The sequence below is a fragment of the Aliivibrio sp. EL58 genome, assembly GCF_900312675.1.
In the GTDB taxonomy this organism is placed as follows: Bacteria; Pseudomonadota; Gammaproteobacteria; order Enterobacterales; family Vibrionaceae; genus Aliivibrio.
In genome coordinates this window covers 1,233,520-1,258,387 of the sequence record NZ_OMPC01000009.1, presented here as the reverse complement: position 1 = coordinate 1,258,387, position 24,868 = coordinate 1,233,520, and the positions used below count along the sequence as shown (strand labels likewise).

Here is a 24,868-nt window from a genome sequence, read left to right as displayed (position 1 = left end):
TGCAGTTATAGATGGATTTTTTAACAATGATCTATCCCTTAACTATCGAATTCTAGGAAAAAAAAATGGCAAAATTTGATTACCGTATTGTAGAAAAACGTAACGCTTGGGCTGCTGAAATTACGCGCCAAGTAACTTCTCGCAGAACGGTTGTATCTAAGCGTCAGCTTGGTTTTGAAAGCGAAGCAGAAGCAGTTGAATGGGCAGAGAAAGAGCTTGTTGAATTTGCAAAAACGCAAGCAGTTCGTAATGATCGTAAAGCGGAACAACGCAGCGAAAAAGAAGAAATGATCGCGCGTAAGAAAGAAAAATCAGCAGCACAAAAAGCGGAATATGAAGCCGCTCGTGATGCAGCAAACGATGAAGACGAATACGACGAAGAGTAATTTGTCATCACAGTAATGTGATAGAAAAATAGATATCATGAAATGGCAGTTATTCGTAACTGCCATTTTTTATATTTCCAATAAAGTAATTTCACTTATGATAGAAAAAGAAGCGTTATTAAGCTCCATCATTCAGGAGCTGCGTCAAATTCATCAAATGGCAGTAGAAGCCACGCAACGAGCCATTGATCAAGCGACAGATAAAGAAGCGATTGCACGCAGTAAGTATGAAACCTTTGGCTTAGAAGCCTCTTATTTAGCTCATGGGCAAGCACTACGAGTTGCTGAGTGTGAAGCTGATATTCTAGCGTATCGTAAATTACCGCGTTTAGAATATAGTGAAGATAGTACAATTAACCAATGCGCTTTAGTGACGCTTGTAAATCAAGATGATGTCGAGAGTATGTTTTTTATCGGTCCGTCAGCGGGTGGAGTAAAAGTCACTCATAATACAATGACATTTTCACTAATAACGCCGTCAGCTCCACTTGGGAAAGCCATGATAGGGCAGCAACTTGGTGATGAGTTTGAATTGAATTTAGCTGGCAAGAAGCAGCAATATGAAATTATAGATGTGCAGTAATAACAGATAGTTCATTATAAAATAAGAGAGGCGAACCTCTCTTATTAATAAGTAATGCTAGTAAAAAATACTAAAGTGTAGATGTCGTGATTTGACCGTTAGTTAATTGGTCAGTATCCGCTTCGATAATTTCATCGATATACGTTTCAACCGTTTGACCAACCATTTCATCGTCTTCGGTAAAGTAAGCAAGATGGAAAACAGCATCACCTTCATTAACTAAAGGTAAGGTTTGTTGACCAATAACGATGCCGCCTTTATGAGCTCGAAGTTCGATTTCACTGTGGCCTAATGGTGCGCTGATATAAGCCAAAACTTGACCTTTCTCAACTTGCTCACCCAGAGTTACAACCGTACGTAAGATACCGTCGCTTTCTGCGCGTAACCAACTTGTTGATTTAGCAATGATGGCTTCTGGCAAGCGTTTTCTGCTTGCTTTTAGCATACCAATAGCTTGCATCACACGTTGTACACCTACATAACCCGCATTAATAGCGATAGGCTCAAAGCGTAATGCTTCACCTGCCTCATACGTTAATACTGGGATCTCACATTTTTCAGCTTCACTACGAAGAGAACCATCGCGAAGAGGTGAATCTACAATCACTGGCGTGCCGAAAGCGTGTGCAATTCGTAACGTTTCAGGGTTGCTTAGATCCGCTCTAAGTTGAGGTAAATTCGTTCTGTGAATAGCACCTGTATGTAGATCAACAATATAATCACAACGCTGTGCTATTTGGGTGAAGAAGGTATGTGCCATGCGAGATGCCAACGAACCTTTCTCTGAACCAGGGAAGCAACGGTTTAAATCACGGCGATCCGGAAGATAGCGTGATTTATGGATGAAACCAAAGACATTAACAATAGGTACTGCAATAAGCGTTCCTTTTAATGTCTTAGGATCAACGTTGTTAATTAACTGTCGAACAATTTCAACACCATTAAGTTCATCACCATGAATGGCAGCATTTACCATCAGGATTGGGCCAGCATGCTGGCCGTTAATGATCTCAACAGGGATCGATAGAGGTGAGTGTGTATAAAGCTTAGCGGCTTCAATCTCAATTACCTTTCTTTCACCAGGTGCAACCGAGTGCGTTAGTATTTCAAACGCTTGATTTTTTTTAGCCTTTGCCACGAGTTTTAGTCCTTTTAGTCGCTGCAGTTTTCTCAATAAAATCAATAATTAGGCCAGCAACATCTTTGCCTGTTGCTTTTTCAATGCCTTCTAAGCCCGGAGATGAGTTCACTTCCATAACTAGTGGACCACGCTCAGAACGAAGTAAATCTACACCTGCTACATTTAGCCCCATGATATTTGCTGCAGCTACTGCTGTCTTACGCTCTTCTGGAGTTAATTTTACCAGTGACGCTGAACCACCACGGTGTAAGTTAGAGCGGAATTCGCCTTCTGCACCTTGACGCTTCATTGCTGCGATCACTTTGCCACCAATAACGAAACAACGGATATCTGCACCGCCAGCTTCCTTGATGAACTCTTGAACCATGATGTTCGCTTTTAAGCCCATGAATGCTTCAACAACACTTTCTGCTGCTTTACGCGTTTCTGCAAGAACAACACCTATTCCTTGAGTGCCTTCTAAGAGCTTGATCACAACTGGCGCACCGCCAACCATGTCTAATAGGTCTTTAACGTCATCAGGCTTACTTGCGAAGCCTGTAATAGGCATACCAATACCTTTGCGAGAAAGCAATTGCATTGAGCGTAGTTTGTCACGAGAACGAGTGATCGCAACTGATTCATTTACAGGGTATACACCCATCATTTCAAATTGACGTAATACTGCTGTTCCGTAGAACGTTACAGATGCGCCAATACGAGGAATGATTGCATCGTAATCAATAAGCTCTTCACCTTTAAAGTGGATCTGAGGTTTTTCTGAATTGATATTCATATAGCAACGTAATGCATCAATTACTTTTACTTCGTGTCCACGACTCTCAGCAGCTTCAATTAAGCGGCTAGTAGAGTAAAGAGATTGGTTGCGCGATAAAATACCGATTTTCATTATACAGTTTCCTCAAAATCAACAAGGTAAGATGACGATGGATCTACAACAATACGATCTTGCATTGCTGTTCTTCCTAGTAACATACGAAACACCATTGTTTCTCGGTTACTTAATGTAATTTCAACTGGCCATTCTTGGCCTGAGATTCGGATCATTGTTTTAATAACGTAGCGTAGTTCTTCTTGACCGCTTGAGCTTTTTACTTTTCGGCGGTCAACAATTGGTGCTTCACAAATTTGCACAAAATCGTTATTACGTTTTTCTGGATGAATCCAAAAACGGACCCAGTCTTCACCATCCTTTGTGAAGGGCTCTACTTTAAAAGCATGCAAGCAAGAAGTTTTGGCGCCAGTATCAACTTTTGCCTTAATTAATTTAATACCAAGTTCTGGAAGGCTTAATGATTCGCGCCATCCGACAATGATTTTATCTGTCATTAATTTGTCTCAAATAGAAAAAACCCACCCTAAGTATAGTTAATACTTGGTGGATATCTAACCCATTTGGCTACCATCTAGTTGTCTGAGTGTATAACTCAGTAGTCTGGAGTTTGGTGGAGTAAGTAGAGAGGTGTTATAGGATGTGTACACCGTGACTCAATGACGGCGAATTTATCAGTAGTTTTTAATTTCGTCAAATAAAAAATAGATTATAATTTTGACGCTTTTGTCATTACTTTTTCTAATGGACTTTTGTTGTTAATAGATTATGTGAAATTATTCGTATTGTTTAAAAAAAGAGCACTTAAATACCATTTTTTTTGATAAATAATGAATAGATATAATATTACTTATTCGTATTAACGAAGTAGGAAGCTCTGGACTTTTATTAGTGACGTAAATAAATGAGTTAATTAGAGATTTAAAACTGGTGTTTCATTATTAGTGAAGTTATTATGCCTGCATTGTACTAGTGTGGTGATACAGAGAATGACCAGTAACAGAGAAAGTTTTAGTTCACGTATAGGTTTTATATTAGCGGCGGCAGGCGCGGCTGTTGGGTTAGGTAACATTTGGGGATTCCCAACTCAAGCTGCTAGTAATGGTGGTGGGGCTTTCTTATTGGTTTATCTTATCATGATCCTTGTGGTGGCCTTTCCTATGCTTGTTGTTGAAATGGCGATTGGTCGTCATGGCCAAGCGAACCCAGTCGATAGTATGCGTTCATTGACTTCTAACCCAATAGGTAAGCGTGTAGGTGCTTTTGTTGGTTGGATTGGTTTGAGTGTCCCGAGTGCAGTGTTGATGTTCTATAGCATTGTTGGCGGATGGTTAATTTGTTTCTTGTTTGGTGCAATGGCGAACGTCGTTGGATTACATGATCTTGCTGAATGGTTTAAAGGTTTTAGTATTGAACGTAATTTACTGGGTACGATAATCTTTTATGTATTAACTATTCTAATCGTACAAGGTGGAATTAAAGACGGTATTGAGAAATGGTCAACACGTTTAATGCCTGCTTTGTTTGTTTTATTTGGCTTATTGTTTGTTTATATCATGATGCAACAAGGTGCGATTGAAGGATTGAAGCATTATCTTATCCCTGATTTTGAAAAGGTAATGGATAAAAAATTGATCTTAGCAGCGATGGGACAAGGCTTTTTCTCGTTAACCATTGGTGGCTGTTCAATGCTTATCTATGGCTCATATTTAAGTAAGAAAGAAAACCTTCCTAAGATGGCAATGAACGTGACTTTAGTGGATACGGCTGTGGCATTTATTGCTGGATTAGTGGTAATGCCTGCAATGTTTGTTGCAATGGAGAAGGGCGTTCAAATCTATGCAGAAGATGGTTCATTAATCAGTTCTGATACCTTAGTATTTACTGTATTACCAATGATGTTTGATAGCTTAGGATTGTTTGGTGATCTGTTTGCGATTGTTTTCTTCTTACTATTAACGATTGCAGCATTAACCTCTTCAATTTCAATGCTTGAGTGTTCAGTTTCTTTAGTGAGTGAGCGATTCAAAACCAAAAGAACGCCAACAAGTTGGTTTTTAGGTGCTCTAATTGCTGTGTTCAGTGTGATAATTGTATTTAATTTTGGTGAGTTATTTGGTTTGGTTGCAATGGTTGCGACTCAGTACTTGCAACCTGTCGCAGCATTATTATTCTGTGTATTTGGTGGTTGGGTATGGAGCCGACATTCTAAAATCAAAGAACTTGAGCAAGGTTATCCAGAATTCCAACAGGGTTTCTTCGGTAAGATTTGGCCTCTGTATGTGAAATTTGTTTGTCCTATCTTAGTAATTACCGTTCTTTGGGCATCGTTCTAATATTAGTTAGGGCATTAATAAAATGAGTTAAATATAAAAAGCCAGCATTGATATGCTGGCTTTTTTCTATGTGTTACTTTTAAATACGTTTGTATATTTTAGCGCTTTTATTTATACCTTATCCCAAGCGTCAGCCCAGTATTGACTTTCTGCTGGAGCATAAGATGCACTTGAACACCATGGTGTGTATGGCCAAGGCTTACACTGATAAATGTTTCCATCAGAACCTAGAACTTGTTCGCCATCTGCGTATGTTTTACCTACTTCATATGCAGGAATATCGGTTGGTGGTGGTGTTGGCGTATCTTCAGAAACTAGATTAAAGCTGTAACGTTCTTCTACCGAGTCATCAGCGTTCGATGCTAATAAACGCATTGAGTAATAACCGGATTCAACGTTGTTTAACGTTAAAGAAACAGCTTGAATACCAGTTATTGAGGTTGATTCCGATGCAATGCTGTTGCCCATACGGTCAATGATATCAACCGTTACAGAAGCGGTATCATTTGTTGTAATAGAAAACGTTACGTTAGCAGTTGAGTTTACAATTGAATATTCATTGCTGAGATCTGTGATTTTTGCCGTTAACTCAATACCGGGTTCTGGAGTTACACCACCACAATCATTATCACCAATTTGTTTCCAAACTCCCCATTCTCCGGTTGTGCCGGGTTCATCACCTTGTGTCCACCAGCCAGCTTGCCATGTTTTTCCGTTATGGCTTACTGTTTCGTCAGTTAAATAAACTTGATCGGCTTTCCATGGGTTAACACAAACTTGTGAACCATCATTTACCGTAATTGTACGCTGTGCTGTTGTAGTTTGGTCCGCACTGTCTGTTACTGAATAAGTTAATGTGTACTTACCTGCAAGAGAAGTATTTACTGTTCCTTCAATAGAGATCTGAGACGTTAAGTCTCCATCTTCAGCATCAGTTGCTTTTACGTTAGTTCGAGGGTTGAAATCTGAGCCTATTTTAATGGTTGTGTTTGCAACGCCTGTTAATTCAGGAAGCGCACTATAAACTTCAATATTACGAGCTTGTTTCGTTTCGTTACCATCAGAGTCAGTTACGCTATAAGCAAGTACATTGTCACCAAGAACCTGTGTGTTCACTGAGCCCTCAACCGTAATTGATGATGTTAGGTTACCGTCTTCTTTATCCATTGCGGTAACTCCCGCTAATGAATCAAATACACTACCGTGTGGAACTCGTGTATCAGTTAACCCTGTAAACACAGGTTTACCAACCACTGGTGGTGGTGGCGTTTGACTGTGAATATATGGGCCGTAAGCATTAATAAAGCTGCTGTTATATGGAGTACCAGCAGAATCAGTACCAATATCCCAGTTAATAGACCAAGTCATTACACCACGTAAAGGTTGTCCCTGCTGCTTTAGAGCATCAAATGCGTTGTAAAGATCTTGGGGTTCTTTAACAAATCCTGTTGCTGCAGCATCATTATTTGTTGGGATACCAAAAACAAGTTTGTCGTGAGGGATTTTGTGAAAACCACGAGTACCGTTGATCAATGAGTCAGAGATGTAGTAGATAAACTTCTCTTTCATTGCATCACTGTTTTGAGTAATCCATGCGTTCTCTTCATCAACCCAAATGCCATCGCCACCTTGGTTATAGAATTGTGGGTTAATCCAATCATAATACCCTTCTAAACGCTCAAGATAAGGAACGTATTTGTCACCAGCTTTTAGGTAAGGGAATTCTGGAGCCATCGTAATAAGGAAATTCTTCCCTTGCGATCTATAATGATCTTTTACTATTTTTAGTGCTTCTGGAATTACCCATTGGTTATCGGCAGCAGTTACAGCGGCTTGCTCTAAATCGATATCTAAGCCATCAAAACCATATAGTTCAACTAAGCGGATAACTTCGTCTGCAAATGGTATTTCATCCCCACGTTTTAATTCGATATGAGCGTCTGCACCGCCAAGTGCGATTAATACAGAGCGACCTTGAGTATTCAACTCTTGAATTTGTTCAATAAACTCAGCTTCACTCAAACCAACTGTTGGGTCAAGGCGAAAGGTCGGAATACGACCTTCGGAAGTGTCATAGACTTTCATAAATGAAATATCAACGACATTATACATAGGATTTGTTTCTTTTAATGTCATACAAGGAGCGTTACCACCTTGATAACCACGACCGTCGCACCAGTTATGCCAATAGCCAACAACAATACCGCCATCTGGGTTTATCATGTCATTTGCGTGTGATTGAACAGAGAAACCTGCTCCCAATAATGCTAATGCAATAGTGTTTAGCTTCATTTTTTTTGTTAGTAATGCCATACATAATTCACTTTTAATTGGTGGGTAATCTATTAACTAAATACTTAATTAACGATAAATATAAAGAAAAATAAAATTATCATGGATATTTGAAAGTTCTGATTTTATAAGTGTAACAAAATGTTTTTATCTTATTTTTGTTATATTAAATAGAAGTTAAATGGATGTTTAATTGTGATTAAAATGCAATTTATCAACTTAAGTTTTTGATTTTAATTGTTTTGTTTTTTGTTCCATTCTTATTTTTAAAGTGGAATAAATATCACTATTCCGATGTGTTTAAATAAGATTAATAGCATTTTTGTATCATAATGATATGGGACCAATATCTCTTTTTATATTATGTTTTTTATTGGTTAATAATAAGAATGTGCGTTCAAAGTTTCATGGTAATGGAAGGGGTACTGGAAATGTTTATATAGAAAAATAAGAGGGAAATATATACCCCTCTTATTTTATATTTATCTAAATTGTTTTGCTTCTTCTAAATATTCGAAGCCTGCTTCAGATAATCGTTTAACTAATACATTCTGATCTAGTTCATAGAACTTAACTAAGCAATAAAGATCTCCAAACTCATCTCGAATTTTCATGTTAACAATGCTCATCAACATAATTGGATCCATTGTAGCTACTTTTTCAGGTGTCATTACTCATCCTCAAAATCAGAAATTAATAAGTTTGCAGCGGCAAATGCGGCTTTTTCACGAGTTGCTTTTGGAAGCGTTTCGTCAGCAGCAATATCATTTAATGATTTAACTGCACACGTAATCGCTTGAGGGATGTAACCCTGATCGCCACTACCAATTAATGAATACAACTCACGAACCATCTCACAACAATCATATACTTTCATTAGACTTTCCATTTTAAAATGATAACTATCATGAAGTTTACACGTTGAAAAAGGGAAAACCTAGATCAAAAAAAAGCTGAAAAACCTAGGGGGAAGTTTTTCAGCTCTAGAGCAAGAAGGTTTAATATATTATTGAATGAAGCCTGCAGCTCTCATTCTTTCTACAACGGTTGTTTTTTGTTCTGCACTTAATGGCATTAACGGTAAGCGAGGATCTCCTGCGTTGATATCGTGAAGCTCCATAGCAACTTTACCTGCAGCTACACCACCGAAATCGACTAAGACACGAATAAGCTCAATAACATTTGTCATCTTATTAAATACAGCTTCTTGATCACCACGATTAAACGCATCGATGATTGAATTGAAGTGAGGAGCGGCGTAGTTATAAGTACTGCCTACTGCGCTTTTAGCGCCAACCGCTAATGCACCTGGTAGATGCTCATCAACACCAAATGGCACATCAAACTTACCATCGCAAGCGCGAAGGCAACGTTGGTATTCGTATAGGTCACCGCTGTTAAATTTAAGTCCTGATAAATTAGGAATGCGCTTATCGGCTTGGATTAAAAATTCTTCCATATTTAAATTCACACCAGACATGCCAGAATGGTAATAGTAGAAGCCTTTTGATGGTGCTGCGGCAGCGATAGTTGCACAATATTCAACGAGATCAGCGACACTACCCGGCTTGAAGAAACATGGGCCAATTGCTGATGTTGCTAGAATATCGAGTGTATCTGCATGGCGTGTAAGCTCTAAAGTATCAACAATACTTAATGCACCAGTGTGAATGATAATATCTAATTGATTATCAGAAGCGCTTACCCAACGTTCAGCAATTGCTTTACGCTCTTCAACACTACAGTGAATGCCTTCACCCGTTGTACCACATACATAAATACCTTTTACGCCATCTTTGATTAAATGCTTGGCGATTTTATCAATCTCTTCAAAGTTTACGTTATTTGAAGAATCAAAAGGTGTATGTGGAGCAGCAATTAAACCGGTTAACTTTTTCATTTAAGCCTCATTAGTTTATTTTTATGAAGTTATCCTTCATTTAAATATCAATATTGGAGTTAAACTAATTTTATGGAGTAAAGTTTCATTTGGCAATATGAAAATCATAGTTCGATGCTGTAAATGTGATCTATAAAGGGTTATTTAGAACGAATTATTTTTATATGCGTCGAATTTATCGATTTTTAGTGTGGAAAAGAGGAATAATAATTATGGAGTTACACTTCACAAAATAGGAGTGGCGTGACAGAATGGAATGAGTAGGGTGTTTTATTCAAGGATTATTAACTGATGTCCAACCACAATATTCAAATAAAAGCGGGCAACATCATCGATACGATAGGCAGTCTTTATAATAGCCTAACCCCGTCTTCAAAACGTATTGCTGATTATGTTATGTCTAATGCGACTCAAGTGAGTAAGCATTCAATTGCGGAATTATCACAGATCGTTAATGCCGGTGATGCGACAATTATTCGCTTCTGTCGTACATTAGGTTTTAAAGGCTATCAAGATTTTAAAATGGAACTGGCGATAGAGGTCTCTAACCTTCAGGGGAGAGAGAAGGAGATTTTTGATACTGATGTAACCGCAGAAGATAATGCAGAAGTGATAGGGCATAAGCTGCAGTCAACCATTGAAAGCGTGTTGTCTGAAACCATGAACCTTCTTAATTTTCAATCTTTGGAATCGGTGTCTGAAGCGCTAAAAGATGCGAAAGCGATTTACTTTTTTGGTGTAGGCTCATCTGGCTTAACAGCCGAAAGTGCAAAACATAAATTTATGCGAATTGGCTTGAATGTGGATGCATTTACCAATAACCATTTTATGTATATTAAGTCATCGTTAATGCAACCGGGAGATTTTGCGGTAGGTCTTAGCCACTCGGGTAATTCTGTGGAAACAACCAAAGCTTTACGCTTAGCAAAAGAGAACGGTGCGACGACGATTGCTATTACGCATAATCCACGTTCGGATATCACTAAATATTCTGATTATGTATTAGTTAATGGTAATAGGCAGGGGCAACTTCAAGGTGACTCGATTGGTACTAAGATCTCGCAGTTGTTCGTATTGGATTTAATTTATACATTATTAGTCAAACGCGACATTAGTGGAGCAAAAGCCAATAAATTGAAAACGACAGAAGCGCTTTCAAATCAGTCATAAGTTTCTGGTAATATAAAATAATTAGGCCGTGAATATTAAGATATTTTCACGGCCTATTTTTTATTTCTGATAAACAAGCTTACCCATCTGAATCGTCGTCGTGATGTCATTATTACTGTCGATCAGGGTAATGTTTGCTTTGTAGTTTTCTTTTAACTGTCCGTATTCATCATCTATTTTTAATGCTTGAGCTGGGTATAAACTCGCCATTCTTAACGCTTCTTCTTTTGATAAACCCACATGATTAATTAAATTTCTAACCCCATCAATCATGGTAATTGCTGCACCTGCAATAGTTCCATCTTCATAATGACATTTTCCATCTGTCACATAGGCTTGAGTTCCTGCCATATCAAATTCAGTTAAATCCGTTCCTGCAGGCGTTACGGCATCGGTAACTAAAAAGAGTTTTTCTTTTAGTTGTTGGTGGGCAATTCGAACCGATGGGTAAGAAGCATGAATACCATCTACAATAATGCCAGCATGAGGCTTTTTATCGAAAATATAACCAACTACACCAGGTTCTCTTGAGCCAAGAGGTGTCATTGCATTATATAAATGCGTTGCCATACTAAAACCAGAACGTGAATTGACTTGATCGTACGTTGCGTTGGTATGTCCAATAGATACAGTGATCCCAGCATCAGTTAAACAATCTAAAACGTCTTGTTTGATATGCTCAGGGGCAAGCGTTAATACTTTTATGTGAGAGCTATGTTCTGCAAGTCGTTGAGCTGTTGTTAAGTCTAGCTCTCGAATGTATCGCGCTTGGTGAGCCCCTTTTTTTTCTATACTAATGAAAGGCCCTTCAAGGTGAAGTCCTAATACACCTTCTTGTTCTGCATTATCAAAACTAGTCATTAACGATAAAGTGTCATTGAGATCGACTTCAGTACTGGTGATCAATGTTGGCAAGTACTGAGTGGTTCCGTATTTCACATTGGTCTTATTCATCGTATCTAATGTAGACAAATTAATATCTGTATTTAGTAATACGCCGCCACAGCCATTAAGTTGAATATCAATAAAGCCAGCAGTAGCTAGTGCGCCATGGCCATCAACGCTTTCCATCGCTAAAGAGTGCGCTTTTTCCATTGGGATGATGGATGAAATGGAGTCATTATTGATAATAATAGCTTGTTTTTCTTCTATTTTTTGACCATTAAATACATCAATATTGGTAATCATATACTGATTATTTTGAGCATTTTTACTGTTCATTTATCTGCCTTATCAATCAAATATTTACTTTTATTGGAGTAATACTCCAAGCATGATGTAATCAAAAATACAGTAATGTCACATTTCAATCAATTAAAATCCTTATAAATAAGGGTGTTTGTTCTTTTTTATTCTATGGTCTTTATTTTTTAGGAGATCTAGATCTCCATTTTTACATCTCGTTATTGAAGTATAACTCCATAAATATATATTTGGAGCAATACTATTGTACTATTATGAGATTTGGAGTTTGGCTTTATGGGAAGCAATATCAACAAAACACTGAATGCATTATCACAAGGTTTCGTTTCATCATGCCAGCCTGTTGATGATGGACCTATGGATAAACCTGAAATTGTCGCTGCTATGGCAATGGCAAGCATTGAAGGTGGTGCGGTTGGTTTAAGAATTGAAGGCATTGATAATGTAAAAGCAGTAAGACCTCATGTATCGGTTCCAATTATAGGCATTATTAAGCGTGACCTTGATGATTCAGAGGTACGAATTACGCCTTATATTGAAGATGTGGTTGCATTAAAAGAGGCAGGAGCTGACATCATCGCCATTGATGCAACGCATCGATCTCGCCCTGTATCTGTTGAAGAGTTAGTGAAAAAGATTCAAAGCTTAGGTTGTGTAGTTATGGCTGATTCTTCGACTTATGAAGAAGGAATGTTCTGTCATGATCTTGGTGTTGAAATTATTGGCACGACATTGTCAGGTTATACGACCCCAATTACGCCAAAAGATCCAGATTTTAGATTTATTGAGCAACTTGCAAAACAAGGGTGTTTTGTAATGGCGGAAGGTCGATTTAATTCTCCTTTATTGGCTCGTCAGGCAATAGAAGCAGGGGCGTCATGTGTAACGGTAGGTTCTGCAATAACGCGGATTGAACATATTTGTGGTTGGTTTAAATCAGAAGTCGATCTAGGTAAAAAAAGTACTATTAAGGACATCGCATGAAGTCTTGCTTAACGGTAGATATTGGTGGAACTAAAATTGCGGCGGCAATAATTGAGTCAGGAAAAGTGATTCGCCGTCAGCAAACACCAACGCCTTCTTCTAGTAACCCTAAAGATATGGATAAGGCATTAGAGAGGTTATTAACGCCATTGATTAGCGAAGTTTCAACGGTTGCCGTTGCTTCAACGGGGATCATTAAAGACGGGATACTAACGGCGTTAAATCCTTTAAACCTTGGTGGATTAAATAATTATCCATTAAGAAAGGTTATTGAAAATATTACGAAAAAACCAACAGTCGCGATCAATGATGCACAAGCTGCTGCATGGGCAGAGTACCAGACTCTTGAGCTAAATAGAGTCAATATGGCTTTTATTACCGTATCTACGGGGGTTGGTGCAGGTGTTGTGATTAATAATGATTTGCTTATTGGGACTAATGGTATCGCAGGTCATGCTGGGCATACACTTGCTGATCCTAATGGACCGATATGTGGTTGTGGTCGTCGGGGCTGTGTCGAAAGCATTGCTTCAGGAACGGCGATAGGACAAGCCGGAAAAGCATTTTTTGGAGATGACTGTACAGGTGAAATAGTCTTTAAATATTTCTCTCAAAATGATCCGAATGCAATAGATATCGTTAATCGCTCCGCAAGGGCTATCGCTCATTTAATTGCCGATTTAAAAATGGTCCTAGACATAGAATTGGTTACTTTAGGTGGCAGTGTTGGTCTTGCACCTTATTATTTAGAACGTGTACAGCACTACCTAGCACAACAACCTTCACCATACCAAACCAAGGTTCAGCATGCTCGTTGCGGTGCAGATGCTGGATTGATTGGCGTTGCTCATTGGGCTAGCACAACAAATTAGAATTTATAAAAAATAGAAACTTAACCCTACAAAAATTATACAAGGTATATTCGAATGGAAGCACAATCATTTGGTACATTAAATTACATCGCTCTTTTTGCCTATTTAGCGGCAATTATGGCAGTGGGTGTTTACTTTGCTCGTCGTCAAAAATCAGCGGATGATTACTTTAAAGCTGGAGGAAGAATCCCCGGCTGGGCCGCAGGTTTCAGCGTTTTTGCTACTACTCTAAGTTCTATCACATTTATGTCTATTCCGGCAAAAGCGTACACCAGTGACTGGACATTTTTGATTGGACAATATGTTGCTATTGCTATTCTTCCTATTGTCTTTTGGTTCTACATTCCTTTTTTTAGAAAGTTGAATCTTACTTCTGTTTATGAATATTTAGAAAGACGTTTTGACGTAAGAATGCGTTTGTTTGGCAGCATTTCTTTTATGTTGTTTCATATTGGTCGTATTGCAATTGTTACTTATTTAACGGCGTTAGCACTAATGCCATTTATCGATATTAGCCCGCTAATGATTGTCTTCTTAATTGGTGTTCTTTGTATTATCTACACCTTCTTAGGTGGTATTGAAGGGGTTATCTGGACCGATGTAATCCAAGGTATTATGCTTTCTATTGCGGCTATTCTTATCTTTGTTGTTGTTTGTTTTAACGTAGATGGCGGTATTGTTGAAGTGTTTAGCATGTCAAATCAAGCAAACAAATACTTCCCAGCTGAGCAATTTAGTTGGAGTTGGACTGAAAGTACGATTCCGGTATTAATGATTGGTTTCTTCTTTGCTTCTCTACAACAATTCACAGCAAGCCAAGATGTGGTTCAACGTTATATCGTTACCGACAATATTGATGAAACTAAAAAAGCACTGATCACGAATGCAAAATTAGTCGCTTGTGTTCCTGTGTTCTTCTTTGCGGTTGGCTCTGCACTATTTGCTTACTACACTCAAAATCCAGAGCTGCTTCCTGCTGATTTCAATACTGGTGGTATTTTACCTTTCTATATTATTTCGCAAATGCCTGTCGGCGTTGCAGGCCTGATTATTGCAGCTATTTTTGCTGCATCACAATCAAGTATTTCAAGTAGCTTGAATAGTATTGCCGCGTGTTTCACCTCTGATATTTATGAGAAAGTAAGTAAAAACCCAACCTCTGAACAGAAATTAAGAGTGGGTAGAACCTTAACTGTTGTGGCAGGTATCCTGGGTGTTGTTGCCTCTACTTATTTGATTATGTCGAATGAAAGTGAAATCTGGGATGCGTTTAACAGCTTACTTGGTTTGATGGGTGGCCCAATGACAGGATTGTTTATGCTAGGCATCTTTATCCGCCGAGCAAATGCAAACAGTGCGTTACTAGGTGTGGTTGCAAGTATCGCTACTGTGCTGTGGGTTCGTTCTGCTACCGATTTAAACTTCTTCTTCTATGGTGTTATCGGGACGTTGATGGTGGTTATTGTTGGTTACTTAACGGCACCGATGTTTAAAAATAATTTAAATAGCGACGAAATTGATGAGTTAAGTGCAACGAAAGACAAGAACTCAACATCAGCAGCAAAAGCATAATTGATAATTTACTTTGAGCCTTTGCATTTACCTAAAGGCTCTTTTAAGGACAGTTTATGATTTACGGTCATATTGAACATCAAAAAACAAACCAGTATTTACCAAGTGTGATTCAACAATGTTTAGCGTATTTAAATGAAACAGATTTAGAAGCGCTGCCAACAGGAAAGCACATTATTGATGGTGAGAGAATATTTGCCAATGTAATGGAGTTTGAAACAGGTGAAGCAAGTAGTAAGCAAGCTGAGGTTCACAAAGAGTATATCGATGTACAATGTTTAATTCGTGGGGAAGAACGTATTCAATATTCATTGGAAGATGCGGCAAATCCAATCGCTAAATCTTATGATGAAGAAAACGATTTTTACTTAGTTGAAAGTATGAATCAGTGTAATGAAGTCATTATGCATTCTAAAATGTTTGCTGTTTTTTTTCCTGAAGAGCCGCATAAACCGGGATGTGTAGTATCTCAATCTGGATTGATTAAAAAGATAGTGATTAAAGTTCACCGTTCTTTACTAACATAATTTACGAAGAGTTAAATAAACAAAGCCTCAAAACAAGCCTGTTATGGCAATACTTGTTATTGAGGCTTTCAATTATCTAGGAAGAGTTCTTTTTATTTAAATTCTCATCAGAAGAGTAATTTATTAATGTTTTATCAGAGGCGTCCCTTCAGCATTAGAAACAACGGCCTCTATTTGTATTAGTGAATTCATAGGTATAGCTGAAACTCCAATAACCGTTCTTGCTGGACGATCATTATTAAAGAACTGAACATAAACATCATCTACAATATTGATATCTGCAACATTTGTAAGTTGAATGTTTATTTTAACGATATCATCCATCGTGTGATTAATGCTTTCTACGATCGCTTTGATGTTTTGTAAACACTGTTTTGCTTGTTCTTTTATATTGCCAATACTAATCTCAGAATTTGTTGGATTGATTGGTAATTGAGCTGAAATATGATTGTAATGAGAAAAAGCAACAGTTTGTGTAGACATTGAATTCTGAGGTGCATTGTCTGTATTGCTAGCTCTTATTACAATATCATGTCTATCTTCAACCGCTTGCGGAGGAGTACCGTCGCCATGTGACACGACAGCATCAATTTGTATCAATGCATTCATAGGCAATGCCGACGCAATAGTTACTGTTTGAGCTGGAACATAGGCAACAGATCTTGCAATAGCTGAGTCAGGGAAAAATGTAGAATATGCTTCATTTACAGCATCAATATCTTTAAGGTTTTTAAGATGAATGTTTATTTTAACAATATCATCAAGAGGGACATTAATACTTTCTAAAATAGCTTTAATATTGTTAAGGCACTGCTCTGTTTGTTCACTGATATTGTCAGAGATGATTAGGCCTGTTTTGGGATTTATAGGTAACTGTGCTGTGATGTTATTGTAATGAGAGAAAGCAACCGTTTGGGTGGATAAGGCATTTTTAGGGGCGCTATCTGTGTTTCTTGCCATTTTTATTAGTTGGCAAGGTTGTTGTGGATGAGTTCCTTCACCATTTGAAATTACAGCATCAATTTGCACTAAAGCCCCATCGATAGGTAAGGCTTCGACAGCAATAACCATACGCGTAGGATAATAATCTTGAAAGAAGTTGGCGTAAATATCATCGATAGCATCAATATCTAAAATATTAGTAAGGAAAATATTTATTTTTATAATATCCTCCTTTGCATGACCAATACTTTTTATAATTGACTCAAGGTTACTTAAACATTGATTTATTTGCTCTTTTATATCAGTACTAACAATTTTATTGGTTGTTGGATCTATAGGTAACTGCGCTGAAATATTATTATAATGAGAAAAAGCAACGGTTTGTGAGTGTATAGTGTTTTGGGGTGCATTATGTGTATTTCTTGAAAGCTTAATAATTTTATGATTCATGATATTTCCTAAATTAATTTTTTAAATGTTGTTCGTAACTATGCCTATAATTTAAAGGCATCATTCTCTAGTTATTAAAGAAAACTATTTTTCATTTAACATGCCGCGCTCAATGATAAATTCGATAATTTTTTCTAGGCCGACGCCTTTTTTCAGGTTGGCAAACACGTATGGACGAGTAGGGCGCATACGAGCGGTATCTGATTCCATCACTTCAAGTGAAGCACCAACATACGGCGCTAAGTCGATTTTATTGATGATTAAAAGATCAGATTTAGTGATACCTGGACCACCTTTACGTGGGATCTTTTCGCCTTCAGCAACATCAATGACATAAATAGTTAAGTCGGCTAATTCAGGACTGAATGTCGCACTTAGGTTGTCACCGCCACTTTCTACAAATACGACGTCTAAGTTTTTATGGCGTTGGGCTAGCTCTTCAACGGCAGCTAAGTTCATTGATGCGTCTTCACGAATGGCGGTATGCGGGCAACCTCCCGTTTCAACTCCAATGATTCGATCTGCCGCTAGAGCTTCTGCTTGAGTTAGGATCTTTGCATCTTCTTGAGTGTAAATATCGTTAGTAACGACTGCGATTTGGTAAGTATCACGCAGTGTTTTACATAGGATTTCTAGGAGTGCTGTTTTACCTGAACCTACAGGACCACCAACGCCGATGCGTAAAGGTTGTTTATAATCTTGCATTTTCTTATCCTCATGATCTAAAAAGTCGAGTGTATTGACTCTCGTGTCGAGAACTTGCCAATACTTGCGCAGGGGTGAAACTACCAATTAAGTGTTCAGGCCAGTGCTGTGATTTTTCTACTGCTTCTAGAATAACGTCTGCCATTTCGAGCAGCAGTTGTTGTCCGGCACTTTGTCCTAATGGAACTAGCTTAATTCCTACAATAACGGCATTTTCAAGCCATCCCCAGGCATACGCGACTGCGAGTTTTTTAGGTGTTAATTGCCAGTGAGTAGCGACTAGTGCAAAGGCGGCAATTTGTGTTTGCTTTACTATCGGTAGGGTGGTTTTATTTAATTCAATCCCTATTTTTGGTAATAACATTGAGAAAGCCAACCCTCTCTGCCTCTCTTCAAGACGTAGCTCTTTGGTTTCTCGATTGGCAATAATGAAATCGCACCACTCTTGGGCGTCTTGCCATTTTTCTTCTTTTATTAATAGGGTCATTTTGGCTAAAATTGGCAACTCTAATGTGGCGATGCTGTCCATTAATTGATTACTTAACCAATGCTTTAGTTCGGTAACATTGCTAACCCAACCTTTTTCAATTGCCCACTCTAATCCTTGTGAATAAGTAAATGATCCTACTGGAAGAGAGGGACTAATTAATTGATAGAGCCTTAAATCCTCTAGCATAATGGCCTCGCTTAGTGGTGATGACCATCGTGTGAACCCGCACTTGAACCACCATAGGCTCCAGGCTCAGGTTGATATTTAGCTTGTTCAACTTTTACTATTAATCCTAAACGTTGCACCATGTCATCAAGTACGTGATCGTGTAGGTAGCGACACCATCCTGTTTCAACTTGAAGAGGAACGTGGCGATTACCTAGGTGGTAACACGCTTTAGCAAGTAATAGTAAATCATCGCTATACACGGTAGATACGGTCTCTTCTGCAGCGGTGATTTTGGCTTGAATACCATCATCACTTTCAACGATGTCGTGTTCTTTTAATACGGTGCCACGAGGTAGAAATAGACCCGCATCAGATCCATCATTTAAAGTGATTTTTAAACGGCTTTTTGTACGCTCTAACATGGTTAAGCATAGAGTTAGTGTTACTGTGTTTTCGGTGTTCATCTGATCATGATTATCTGCGTCATGATGATGAACAAGATGAGTAAATTTAATCATGATTGTTCACTGTAAAAGGTGCCCCACCAGCAATAGGCAAACTAGCAGAGCGAGGTTTTTTGGTTAGTTATTTAAAATAAGAAATAACGTTGTGCCATCGGTAATTCTGTAGCTGGTTCACAGACAAGAGGAACACCGTCGGCTTTTACTACATAGGTTTGGCTATCTAATTCAATGTGTGGTGTATAGCTATTATGGATCATCGATTTTTTCGAGATATTACGACAACCTTTCACCTCACCAATTTGGCTTTGTAAATTCAGTTTTTCTGGTACGCCTGCGTTAATACTGGCTTGTGACATAAATATCATTGATGACTTGTACATTGCTTTGCCGTAGCACGCATACATTGGACGATAATGTACTGGTTGTGGTGTTGGTATTGCGCCATTGATGTCTCCCATTGGCGCATAAGCCACTAAACCACTTTTCATTATTAGTGATGGCTTAACCCCAAAGAAAGCAGGATTCCATACAACAAGATCCGCTAATTTCCCTATTTCAACTGAACCGACTTCATGAGAGATCCCGTGAGCAATAGCCGGATTGATGGTGTATTTAGCTATGTATCGTTTAATTCGATTGTTATCACTGTTCTCATCATCGCCTTCTAAGGCACCACGTTGTAATTTCATTTTGTTCGCACATTGCCAAGTACGAATAATCACTTCACCAACACGGCCCATTGCTTGTGAGTCCGATGACATTACTGAAACAGCACCAAGATCATGAAGAATATCTTCAGCAGCAATGGTTTCACGGCGGATACGAGACTCTGCAAAGGCCACATCTTCAGGAATTGAAGGATCTAAGTGATGGCATACCATTAACATATCTAAATGCTCATCGACGGTATTAATCGTATACGGCATGGTTGGATTAGTTGATGCCGGTAATATATTAGCTTCGCCAACAGATTTAATAACATCAGGAGCGTGGCCGCCACCTGCACCTTCAGTGTGGAAAACGTGAATAACACGATCCCCAATCGCTTTTACTGTTTCTTCGTAAAAACCACCTTCATTCAAGGTATCTGAATGAATGGCAATTTGAATATCCATTTCATCGGCAACAGTAAGGCAAGTATCAATAGCAGCAGGCGTTGCGCCCCAATCTTCATGAAGCTTTAATCCCATTGCGCCTGCTTCAATTTGTTCACGTAATGCTTCTGGTTTACTTGCGCAACCTTTACCAAAGAGACCAACGTTGATGGGTAGTTCGTCTACCGCCTCGAGCATACGGTGCATATTCCAAATACCGGGTGTTACTGTTGTTGCATTAGATCCTGCAACAGGACCTGTACCGCCACCAATAAAGGTCGTTAAGCCTGATGATAGTCCTTCTTCTGCTTGTTGAGGGCAGATAAAGTGAATATGGGTATCAATACCACCTGCTGTAATTATTTTTCCTTCGCCTGCAACGACTTCTGTTGCAGGACCTACAACGATATCAATATTAGGCTGAATATCAGGATTCCCCGCTTTACCAATGCCTGAGATGCGACCATCTTTAATGCCGATATCTGCTTTTACGATCCCCCAATGGTCGACAATTAATGCATTGGTAATTAGGACATCGACGCAATCTTTATTCAGAACTTGGCTTTGACCCATACCATCACGGATCACTTTACCACCGCCAAACTTCACCTCTTCACCATAGGTGGTGAAATCTTTTTCTACTTCTAGAAACAGTTCAGTATCTGCCAAGCGTAATCGGTCTCCCGTTGTCGGCCCAAACATATTTGCATAGGCTGTGCGTGAGATGTGAGCCATTAGTTAACCTCTTTGTTTTCTGTTTGTTCTGCAACGATAGGATCTAAAGGCCCCATGATTGCACCTTGGAATCCATAGATTTCACGCTTGCCTGCAAATGCAACTAATTCAATTATTCTACGTTGACCAGGCTCAAAGCGAATTGCCATACCTGCAGGAATATTTAAACGAAAGCCTCTAGTTGGTTCACGGTCAAAATGCAGCGACTCATTAACTTCGTAAAAATGATAATGGGAACCAACTTGAATAGGACGGTCGCCATAATTAGCAACAGAAAGAGTGGTTGTTGTTCGCCCTACATTTAACTCTATATGGCCAAGTTCATTATTAATTTTCACTTCACCAGGGATCATTGGTAACTCCTTAAATGATGGGTTCGTGGATAGACACAAGTTTAGTGCCATCAGGGAAAGTACATTCCACTTGAACATCTGGGATCATCTCAGGAATACCTTCCATTACATCGTCAGCGGTTAAGATGGTTCTGCCATAATTCATTAAATCAGCCACGGTACGCCCATCTCGAGCACCTTCCATTATTTCAAAACAGATCAAAGCTATCGCTTCTGGGTAATTTAATTTTAATCCGCGAGCTTTGCGTCTTTCTGCAATCATTCCAGCAGAAGCAAGGAGCAGCTTATCTTTTTCTCTTGGTGTTAATTCCATGATGATTCCAACTAATTATGTAGCCCAGATGCGCGGGACTTCGGGTAATGTTCCTAACCAATGTTGACGAGTGTGTTGCCATAAAGTACTGAAGCAGGCCATCATCGGCTCTGTTTGATAACCTAAATAACGGATAACCAATAAGCCATCAATTTCAGTAATTCCACAAATAGGATCGCTATTGCCAAATAACCCAGTTTGTTCATGGAAATGTTCATTAATTAGTGTTCTTAATTTATCTTCTAATACATCAGAAGCGGGGTAGATATAAAGATTGCCAAACATTGGGTAATTTCGCATTCCCGCTGCGTGTTTAGTTTCATTTATTGAATCAATATAAATCGATTCACAAAGTAATAATTTACCGTCAATCTGAATATTGGTTCGTCCTGTGATTAATCCTTGTGTAAATATTTCATTTAAAACAGGACGACCGAAGCAATTCATTTCCCAGCCAATAAAATGTGCGTTCTTATGAATATTTACTTGTGTCTTTATATGCGCTTGGCTATTTGGGAAAAATATATTTTCTTGTGGTAACCACTCCAAGAACCCATCGGAATCTACACTTAATCGTTGGGTTTGAGTTGATGTTGCTCCTGAGCTTCGATAAAACTTAGTTGCCCCAGGTGTTGTTATTAATGAATGTGCTTCAGAGGCAACGTGAATGTTGATGTTTAGTTGATCGCCACCTACCACACCACCTGGTGGGTGAAGTAGATAAGTATGAGCTATCCCTATTTCCGGATAAAAGGGGCGCTGAACCATTAATGGCCCAATTTGTTCACGATGAACCAGTTTGGTGTTAGAGCCTCTTTTTTCATAGAAAAGGGATATATCAGCCAGCCAACCAGAAGATGATGTATTTATTTTTTGCATAATTATCCCTGCCGATATGGCATATTTTCTTGAGAAAAGAAATAATGAAAACAAATAGCAAATACCTCCAGTTAAAAACTAGAGAAATAAGAATTTTAAATAAATTGTAATTACCTAAGTCTAGGTAGTGTGAGTAAAGTACTCATTTACAGTAAAGATAATTTATTTTATGTATACATGAATATGTGAAAATAAATTAACTTTAGAGATGATTGTTTGAACGACTTACAAAATAGATAGTAGTCCTATATTTTGTACTTGGCAATGATAAAATAAGTAAAAAACACGTTTTTTTTATCATTTTTTTTATTATGTTAATAAGTGAAAAACTATTCTTTTAAATACCATTTATGTCTGAATAAAAGTTCTTAATTTAGTGTAATTACTTTTTTGCAAATCGAACTTAATAATGAGGATTCGTGAGATATAACTAATAATCCAATATTTTGTCGAGTCGAAAAGTTAAGTAAGCTTTTCCAAATTGATATTTGAGTTAGTGGATCTAATTGAGCAGTGATTTCATCACACAACAAGTAACGAGTTGTTGGTAGTAAAGCTCGAAATAGAGCAAGACGTTGGAGTTGTCCTCCCGAGAGTTGTTTTGGGTAACAAGTAAGCCATTCTTTTTGAATATTAAAGTCGATAAGACGAGATTCAAATTCTGTATCTCGATAACTTTCCTTTAATGAACGTAAAATCGTCCATTTAGGATTAAAAGAAAGCTCAGGGTGTTGCCCAACCCATTGCACAGGATTGGCAGTATGTTTGTCATAGCAAGGAGTACAAACATGCCCCGTTTTTGGTAGAAGAAAACCAGAAAATAACATCGCAATAGTTGATTTTCCCGAGCCACTTTCTCCACTTAAGCCGATAATATCGCCTTGGTTAATCGCGATGTTAGGTAGACTAAGTGTGGTTGATTGAAATTGGACGCTGACATTAGTTAAGTGAATCATGATGACTCCAGTGCTCAGGTAGAGCTTGCCATAAAGCTTGACTATAGCATTGGCTGCTTCCTTGTTTAATTTCATTTGGTGTGGTGTGTTCTATTATGGATAAAGCATTGCTGTTAGCTGTGCTTTGTAAAACAAGAATGCGATCAGCAATACCAATGACGTGTTTTAAATCATGGCTCACCATAATAATGGCCTTTTTTTTAGGGCCATGAGCGAGTGATGCATAATGTTGGAACAAGGGGTGAGCGAACTCATCATTTACGCCACAACTGGGTTCATCAGCAATGATAATGTCGGTATCTTGAATAAAGGCCAATGCCGACATTACTCGCTTTGCCATTCCTCCAGATAATTGATAAGGATACCGCTCTGCAACAACTGACGGCAACTGAGCTTGTGATAGTGCTGAGTTTATAAGCATTTTATTTTTTGAACGATACCACTTTTTATGTGGGTCGAATTGTGAGAGTTGATCTCCTATTTTAGTGGTTGGGTTCAGCGCTTCAACACTTTGCGGTACTAATGATATTCGAGTTTCTTCATCGTATTTGATTGAGCCAGATAATTCGAAAGTAGGAGATAATATCCCCATTAATGCGTTAATCAAGACGCTTTTTCCACTACCACTGGTGCCTATAATACCCAGGACTTCTCCTTTTTTAATGGTTAAAGAGAGCCCCGAAAGTAAGGGTTTTATCTGCGAGCATTGCTTTATAGTAAGATTTGTTATTTGTAGGGCTATCACGCTATTCTCTTTTTAGTTTTTGCCCAATGGACATTAATAATAGTGAGCTAATGACTAATACGATGCCAGGGAACAGGGCTAACCACCATTGACCACTTAATAGATACTTGCTTGCTTCAGAAAGCATTCCACCCATAGAGGGAGTGGATGGTTCTATGCCTAATCCTAAAAAAGTCAAACCAGCCCCATGGACAAGTGCTTGGGGGTATAAAATTAAGGTTCCTGTCAATATCTGTGGTAAGACATGGGGTGTCAGGTGTGTAATGTAGCTTTTTGTTTTTGAATGTCCGAACGCTAATGCGTGCAAAATATAAGGCTTATTACGTAACTGCTCGATTTCTATTTTTAGTAGACGAGTTAATTTAGGCCAATGACTAAACGTAATCGCAATCACAAGTCCTTCAAATCCGCCGCCAGCTAAAACGGACAAGACAATCATAACTAGTAAGTGTGGAAGCGAACTCCAAGCATCAACTAACGTATTGATGACATAGCTAAATGAACTATTTATATTGCCAATTAAAGCCAAACCCATGGATAAAAAAGCGCAGCATAATGACGATAGCCCCCCCATTGCTAAACTAAACAGTAAGGCTTTTAATGTTCGACTAAAAACATCTCTTCCAAGCCAATCTGTCCCAAACCAATACTGCCAATTTGGTTGAAGGTTTTTGCTGAATAAATCGAGTGTTTCCCCATTATTTTGCCATGCAACAGTTGTCACTAATAAAAGAGAAAACAGCAATAAAGGAAGATGCGTTGGTCGCATAAATCGA

27 protein-coding genes are annotated in these 24,868 nt (G+C 38.4%); 8 read left to right on the top strand and 19 right to left on the bottom strand.

Going from position 1 to position 24,868, the window contains the following annotated elements; genetic code table 11:
• The first annotated feature begins 65 nt into the window (after nucleotides 1-65).
• Both ED622_RS16690 and ED622_RS16685 read left to right on the top strand, forming a co-directional pair.
• Nucleotides 66-386 carry a DUF3622 domain-containing protein gene (locus tag ED622_RS16690; RefSeq protein ID WP_122035939.1) on the top strand — a complete coding sequence of 107 codons (321 nt, stop codon included), beginning with the start codon at nucleotides 66-68 and terminating at the stop codon, nucleotides 384-386.
• Nucleotides 387-483: 97 nt separating this feature from the next.
• Nucleotides 484-969, top strand: a complete 486-nt coding sequence (locus tag ED622_RS16685; RefSeq protein ID WP_122036167.1) for a GreA/GreB family elongation factor — start codon at nucleotides 484-486, stop codon at nucleotides 967-969.
• Between the two features lie 70 nt (nucleotides 970-1,039).
• Here the strand turns inward: ED622_RS16685 and ED622_RS16680 are convergent, their stop codons facing one another.
• The 3 genes from ED622_RS16680 to ED622_RS16670 are packed head-to-tail and all read right to left on the bottom strand — an operon-like array spanning nucleotide 1,040 to nucleotide 3,439.
• Nucleotides 1,040-2,107: a succinylglutamate desuccinylase/aspartoacylase family protein gene (locus ED622_RS16680; RefSeq protein WP_162922542.1), complete on the bottom strand. Its 1,068-nt coding sequence runs from the start codon at nucleotides 2,105-2,107 to the stop codon at nucleotides 1,040-1,042.
• Entirely contained in the window at nucleotides 2,094-2,999 is a 906-nt protein-coding gene (rimK, locus tag ED622_RS16675; protein ID WP_122035937.1) for a 30S ribosomal protein S6--L-glutamate ligase, read from the bottom strand. The genes ED622_RS16680 and rimK overlap by 14 nt, the downstream gene beginning before the upstream one ends.
• Entirely contained in the window at nucleotides 2,999-3,439 is a 441-nt protein-coding gene (locus tag ED622_RS16670) for an ATP-dependent zinc protease (RefSeq protein ID WP_122035935.1), read from the bottom strand. Before ED622_RS16670 ends, rimK begins: the two co-directional genes overlap by 1 nt.
• Nucleotides 3,440-3,931: 492 nt before the next feature.
• On the opposite strand from ED622_RS16670, the gene ED622_RS16665 reads away from it, so the two are divergent.
• Entirely contained in the window at nucleotides 3,932-5,278 is a 1,347-nt protein-coding gene (locus tag ED622_RS16665; RefSeq protein WP_122035933.1) for a sodium-dependent transporter, read from the top strand.
• 111 nt (nucleotides 5,279-5,389) lie between these two features.
• On the opposite strand, the gene ED622_RS16660 is transcribed toward ED622_RS16665, so the two are convergent.
• The 4 genes from ED622_RS16660 to ED622_RS16645 all read right to left on the bottom strand — a co-directional run bounded on the left by ED622_RS16660 (nucleotide 5,390) and on the right by ED622_RS16645 (nucleotide 9,470).
• The gene (locus ED622_RS16660; protein ID WP_122035931.1) at nucleotides 5,390-7,591 is read right to left on the bottom strand and encodes an immunoglobulin-like domain-containing protein; all 2,202 of its coding nucleotides are present in this window, start codon (nucleotides 7,589-7,591) and stop codon (nucleotides 5,390-5,392) included.
• A gap of 461 nt (nucleotides 7,592-8,052) precedes the next feature.
• Complete coding sequence (locus tag ED622_RS16655) at nucleotides 8,053-8,241, bottom strand: DUF4250 domain-containing protein (RefSeq protein WP_122035928.1); 189 nt, start codon at nucleotides 8,239-8,241, stop codon at nucleotides 8,053-8,055.
• Complete coding sequence (locus ED622_RS16650) at nucleotides 8,241-8,447, bottom strand: YaeP family protein (protein ID WP_122035926.1); 207 nt, start codon at nucleotides 8,445-8,447, stop codon at nucleotides 8,241-8,243. The genes ED622_RS16655 and ED622_RS16650 overlap by 1 nt, the downstream gene beginning before the upstream one ends.
• Nucleotides 8,448-8,576: 129 nt before the next feature.
• Nucleotides 8,577-9,470, bottom strand: coding sequence for a dihydrodipicolinate synthase family protein (locus ED622_RS16645; RefSeq protein WP_122035924.1), 894 nt, complete (start codon nucleotides 9,468-9,470; stop codon nucleotides 8,577-8,579).
• Nucleotides 9,471-9,761: 291 nt separating this feature from the next.
• Between ED622_RS16645 and ED622_RS16640 the strand changes: the two genes are divergently transcribed.
• On the top strand, nucleotides 9,762-10,640 hold the full coding sequence (locus tag ED622_RS16640) for a MurR/RpiR family transcriptional regulator (RefSeq protein ID WP_122035922.1): 879 nt from the start codon (nucleotides 9,762-9,764) through the stop codon (nucleotides 10,638-10,640).
• A gap of 60 nt (nucleotides 10,641-10,700) precedes the next feature.
• Here ED622_RS16640 and nagA read toward each other — a convergent pair whose 3' ends face one another.
• Entirely contained in the window at nucleotides 10,701-11,861 is a 1,161-nt protein-coding gene (nagA, locus tag ED622_RS16635; protein WP_122035920.1) for an N-acetylglucosamine-6-phosphate deacetylase, read from the bottom strand.
• Between the two features lie 258 nt (nucleotides 11,862-12,119).
• On the opposite strand from nagA, the gene ED622_RS16630 reads away from it, so the two are divergent.
• The 4 genes from ED622_RS16630 to nanQ are packed head-to-tail and all read left to right on the top strand — an operon-like array spanning nucleotide 12,120 to nucleotide 15,798.
• Complete coding sequence (locus tag ED622_RS16630) at nucleotides 12,120-12,827, top strand: N-acetylmannosamine-6-phosphate 2-epimerase (protein ID WP_122035918.1); 708 nt, start codon at nucleotides 12,120-12,122, stop codon at nucleotides 12,825-12,827.
• Entirely contained in the window at nucleotides 12,824-13,699 is an 876-nt protein-coding gene (locus ED622_RS16625; protein ID WP_122035916.1) for an N-acetylmannosamine kinase, read from the top strand. The genes ED622_RS16630 and ED622_RS16625 overlap by 4 nt, the downstream gene beginning before the upstream one ends.
• A gap of 54 nt (nucleotides 13,700-13,753) precedes the next feature.
• Nucleotides 13,754-15,271, top strand: coding sequence for a sodium:solute symporter (locus ED622_RS16620; RefSeq protein WP_122035914.1), 1,518 nt, complete (start codon nucleotides 13,754-13,756; stop codon nucleotides 15,269-15,271).
• 56 nt (nucleotides 15,272-15,327) lie between these two features.
• Nucleotides 15,328-15,798 carry an N-acetylneuraminate anomerase gene (nanQ, locus tag ED622_RS16615; RefSeq protein ID WP_122035911.1) on the top strand — a complete coding sequence of 157 codons (471 nt, stop codon included), beginning with the start codon at nucleotides 15,328-15,330 and terminating at the stop codon, nucleotides 15,796-15,798.
• Nucleotides 15,799-15,921: 123 nt separating this feature from the next.
• Here nanQ and ED622_RS16610 read toward each other — a convergent pair whose 3' ends face one another.
• From ED622_RS16610 to ED622_RS16560, 11 genes are all read right to left on the bottom strand, one after another.
• Nucleotides 15,922-17,190, bottom strand: coding sequence for a RidA family protein (locus tag ED622_RS16610; protein WP_122035909.1), 1,269 nt, complete (start codon nucleotides 17,188-17,190; stop codon nucleotides 15,922-15,924).
• 84 nt (nucleotides 17,191-17,274) lie between these two features.
• Entirely contained in the window at nucleotides 17,275-17,895 is a 621-nt protein-coding gene (gene ureG, locus ED622_RS16605; RefSeq protein WP_122035906.1) for an urease accessory protein UreG, read from the bottom strand.
• A gap of 10 nt (nucleotides 17,896-17,905) precedes the next feature.
• On the bottom strand, nucleotides 17,906-18,571 hold the full coding sequence (locus tag ED622_RS16600) for an urease accessory protein UreF (RefSeq protein ID WP_122035904.1): 666 nt from the start codon (nucleotides 18,569-18,571) through the stop codon (nucleotides 17,906-17,908).
• 11 nt (nucleotides 18,572-18,582) lie between these two features.
• Nucleotides 18,583-19,071 (bottom strand): urease accessory protein UreE, encoded by a 489-nt coding sequence (gene ureE, locus ED622_RS16595; protein WP_122035902.1) that lies wholly within the window; start codon nucleotides 19,069-19,071, stop codon nucleotides 18,583-18,585.
• A 71-nt stretch (nucleotides 19,072-19,142) separates the two neighbouring features.
• Nucleotides 19,143-20,846: an urease subunit alpha gene (ureC, locus tag ED622_RS16590; protein ID WP_122035900.1), complete on the bottom strand. Its 1,704-nt coding sequence runs from the start codon at nucleotides 20,844-20,846 to the stop codon at nucleotides 19,143-19,145.
• Nucleotides 20,846-21,199, bottom strand: coding sequence for an urease subunit beta (locus ED622_RS16585; protein WP_122035897.1), 354 nt, complete (start codon nucleotides 21,197-21,199; stop codon nucleotides 20,846-20,848). Before ED622_RS16585 ends, ureC begins: the two co-directional genes overlap by 1 nt.
• Before the next feature lie 10 nt (nucleotides 21,200-21,209).
• Complete coding sequence (locus ED622_RS16580; protein WP_122035896.1) at nucleotides 21,210-21,512, bottom strand: urease subunit gamma; 303 nt, start codon at nucleotides 21,510-21,512, stop codon at nucleotides 21,210-21,212.
• A gap of 15 nt (nucleotides 21,513-21,527) precedes the next feature.
• Nucleotides 21,528-22,391: an urease accessory protein UreD gene (locus tag ED622_RS16575; RefSeq protein ID WP_122035895.1), complete on the bottom strand. Its 864-nt coding sequence runs from the start codon at nucleotides 22,389-22,391 to the stop codon at nucleotides 21,528-21,530.
• 368 nt (nucleotides 22,392-22,759) lie between these two features.
• On the bottom strand, nucleotides 22,760-23,347 hold the full coding sequence (locus ED622_RS16570) for an ATP-binding cassette domain-containing protein (RefSeq protein WP_122035894.1): 588 nt from the start codon (nucleotides 23,345-23,347) through the stop codon (nucleotides 22,760-22,762).
• Nucleotides 23,331-24,092, bottom strand: a complete 762-nt coding sequence (locus tag ED622_RS16565) for an ATP-binding cassette domain-containing protein (protein ID WP_122035893.1) — start codon at nucleotides 24,090-24,092, stop codon at nucleotides 23,331-23,333. Before ED622_RS16565 ends, ED622_RS16570 begins: the two co-directional genes overlap by 17 nt.
• 1 nt (nucleotide 24,093) lies before the next feature.
• Nucleotides 24,094-24,861, bottom strand: a complete 768-nt coding sequence (locus ED622_RS16560) for an ABC transporter permease (RefSeq protein ID WP_122035891.1) — start codon at nucleotides 24,859-24,861, stop codon at nucleotides 24,094-24,096.
• Nucleotides 24,862-24,868 lie beyond the last annotated feature (7 nt).

Excerpts from the sequence above, each read along its gene's own strand:
- ED622_RS16690 (WP_122035939.1), top strand. The coding sequence starts at position 66 with ATGGCAAAATTTGATTACCGTATTGTAGAAAAACGTAACGCTTGGGCT.
- ED622_RS16685 (WP_122036167.1), top strand. The coding sequence starts at position 484 with ATGATAGAAAAAGAAGCGTTATTAAGCTCCATCATTCAGGAGCTGCGT.
- rimK (WP_122035937.1), bottom strand. The coding sequence starts at position 2,999 with ATGAAAATCGGTATTTTATCGCGCAACCAATCTCTTTACTCTACTAGC.
- ED622_RS16670 (WP_122035935.1), bottom strand. The coding sequence starts at position 3,439 with ATGACAGATAAAATCATTGTCGGATGGCGCGAATCATTAAGCCTTCCA.
- ED622_RS16665 (WP_122035933.1), top strand. The coding sequence starts at position 3,932 with ATGACCAGTAACAGAGAAAGTTTTAGTTCACGTATAGGTTTTATATTA.
- ED622_RS16660 (WP_122035931.1), bottom strand. The coding sequence starts at position 7,591 with ATGGCATTACTAACAAAAAAAATGAAGCTAAACACTATTGCATTAGCA.
- ED622_RS16655 (WP_122035928.1), bottom strand. The coding sequence starts at position 8,241 with ATGACACCTGAAAAAGTAGCTACAATGGATCCAATTATGTTGATGAGC.
- ED622_RS16650 (WP_122035926.1), bottom strand. The coding sequence starts at position 8,447 with ATGAAAGTATATGATTGTTGTGAGATGGTTCGTGAGTTGTATTCATTA.
- ED622_RS16645 (WP_122035924.1), bottom strand. The coding sequence starts at position 9,470 with ATGAAAAAGTTAACCGGTTTAATTGCTGCTCCACATACACCTTTTGAT.
- ED622_RS16640 (WP_122035922.1), top strand. The coding sequence starts at position 9,762 with ATGTCCAACCACAATATTCAAATAAAAGCGGGCAACATCATCGATACG.
- nagA (WP_122035920.1), bottom strand. The coding sequence starts at position 11,861 with ATGAACAGTAAAAATGCTCAAAATAATCAGTATATGATTACCAATATT.
- ED622_RS16630 (WP_122035918.1), top strand. The coding sequence starts at position 12,120 with ATGGGAAGCAATATCAACAAAACACTGAATGCATTATCACAAGGTTTC.
- ED622_RS16625 (WP_122035916.1), top strand. The coding sequence starts at position 12,824 with ATGAAGTCTTGCTTAACGGTAGATATTGGTGGAACTAAAATTGCGGCG.
- ED622_RS16620 (WP_122035914.1), top strand. The coding sequence starts at position 13,754 with ATGGAAGCACAATCATTTGGTACATTAAATTACATCGCTCTTTTTGCC.
- nanQ (WP_122035911.1), top strand. The coding sequence starts at position 15,328 with ATGATTTACGGTCATATTGAACATCAAAAAACAAACCAGTATTTACCA.
- ED622_RS16610 (WP_122035909.1), bottom strand. The coding sequence starts at position 17,190 with ATGAATCATAAAATTATTAAGCTTTCAAGAAATACACATAATGCACCC.
- ureG (WP_122035906.1), bottom strand. The coding sequence starts at position 17,895 with ATGCAAGATTATAAACAACCTTTACGCATCGGCGTTGGTGGTCCTGTA.
- ED622_RS16600 (WP_122035904.1), bottom strand. The coding sequence starts at position 18,571 with ATGCTAGAGGATTTAAGGCTCTATCAATTAATTAGTCCCTCTCTTCCA.
- ureE (WP_122035902.1), bottom strand. The coding sequence starts at position 19,071 with ATGATTAAATTTACTCATCTTGTTCATCATCATGACGCAGATAATCAT.
- ureC (WP_122035900.1), bottom strand. The coding sequence starts at position 20,846 with ATGGCTCACATCTCACGCACAGCCTATGCAAATATGTTTGGGCCGACA.
- ED622_RS16585 (WP_122035897.1), bottom strand. The coding sequence starts at position 21,199 with ATGATCCCTGGTGAAGTGAAAATTAATAATGAACTTGGCCATATAGAG.
- ED622_RS16580 (WP_122035896.1), bottom strand. The coding sequence starts at position 21,512 with ATGGAATTAACACCAAGAGAAAAAGATAAGCTGCTCCTTGCTTCTGCT.
- ED622_RS16575 (WP_122035895.1), bottom strand. The coding sequence starts at position 22,391 with ATGCAAAAAATAAATACATCATCTTCTGGTTGGCTGGCTGATATATCC.
- ED622_RS16570 (WP_122035894.1), bottom strand. The coding sequence starts at position 23,347 with ATGATTCACTTAACTAATGTCAGCGTCCAATTTCAATCAACCACACTT.
- ED622_RS16560 (WP_122035891.1), bottom strand. The coding sequence starts at position 24,861 with ATGCGACCAACGCATCTTCCTTTATTGCTGTTTTCTCTTTTATTAGTG.